Origin of the sequence: Bradyrhizobium sp. SHOUNA76 (genome assembly GCF_023006445.1) — a bacterium.
GTDB lineage: Bacteria > Pseudomonadota > Alphaproteobacteria > Rhizobiales > Xanthobacteraceae > Bradyrhizobium.
In genome coordinates, this window is the sequence record NZ_JALBHA010000980.1 from 1 (window position 1) to 935 (window position 935).

Consider the following 935-nt stretch of genomic DNA (forward strand, 5'->3'; position numbering starts at 1 on the left):
CGCCGGCATTGCGCTCGAATCCTGGGGACGCCTCAAGGGCACGCCGCGCACCGCGATCACGCTCGCGATGCTCTGGAGCGTGGCGCTGCTCGGCTTCGCCGCGGTGCCGATCTATCCGGTTGCGATCGCGCTGTTGTTCTGCGCGGGGTTCTTTGAGCTGTCGTTCAACACCATGGCGCAGGCGCTGGTGCAGCTGAATGCGCCGCACGACATCCGCGGCCGCGTCGTCGGTCTCTACAATATGGCGGGGCTCGGGATGCGGGCTTTCAGCGGCATCACGGTCGGGCTATCAGGGGCGGCGATCGGCATTCACTGGTCGCTCGGGCTGTCGGCCGCGGTGCTGCTGGCGCTGCTGTGTCTGCTGTATCGGCGCGCGGCGAAGACGGCAGCCTGTTGACTCCGGCCTCTCTCCACCGCACGCTCGACACAGGGCTTGGGGGAGATGAAGCGTTGCGCAATCGCTGGGGCATTCTTGCGATCCTGTTCATCGTGCGCCTCACGATCGCATTCCAATTCCAGAGCGTGGCCGCGGTCGCGCCGCTGCTGCAACAGACTTTTGGCGTTGGGCTGGCCGACATCGGCATCCTGATCGGGCTCTACTTCACGCCAGGCGTCGTGCTGGCGCTGCCGGGCGGCGCGATCGGCCGAACTCTTGGCGACAGGCCGACGACGATCGCCGCACTGTTGCTGATGACGGCGGGCAGCCTCGTGATGGCCACGACCGACGTCTGGGGCTGGCAGCTGGCGGGCCGGCTCGCCTCCGGCGCCGGCGGTGTGCTGCTGACGGTGCAGCTCACGAAGATGGCGACCGATTGGTTCGCGGGTAAGGAGATCGCAACCGCGATGGCGATCTTCGTCAACTCATGGCCGGCCGGCGTTGCGATCTCGCTCCTGGTGCTGCCGGCGATCGGCACCGCCTACGGCGCAGGCGCGGT

At 67.7% G+C, this 935-nt stretch carries 2 protein-coding genes; both read left to right on the forward strand.

The window, feature by feature from the left end; genetic code table 11:
- Positions 1-397 (forward strand): MFS transporter (locus MOV74_RS39125; protein ID WP_369010502.1); only part of this gene is annotated, 397 nt, incomplete at its 5' end.
- A 53-nt stretch (positions 398-450) separates the two neighbouring features.
- On the forward strand, positions 451-935 hold a 485-nt coding region (locus MOV74_RS39130; RefSeq protein ID WP_246932955.1), incomplete at its 3' end, for an MFS transporter.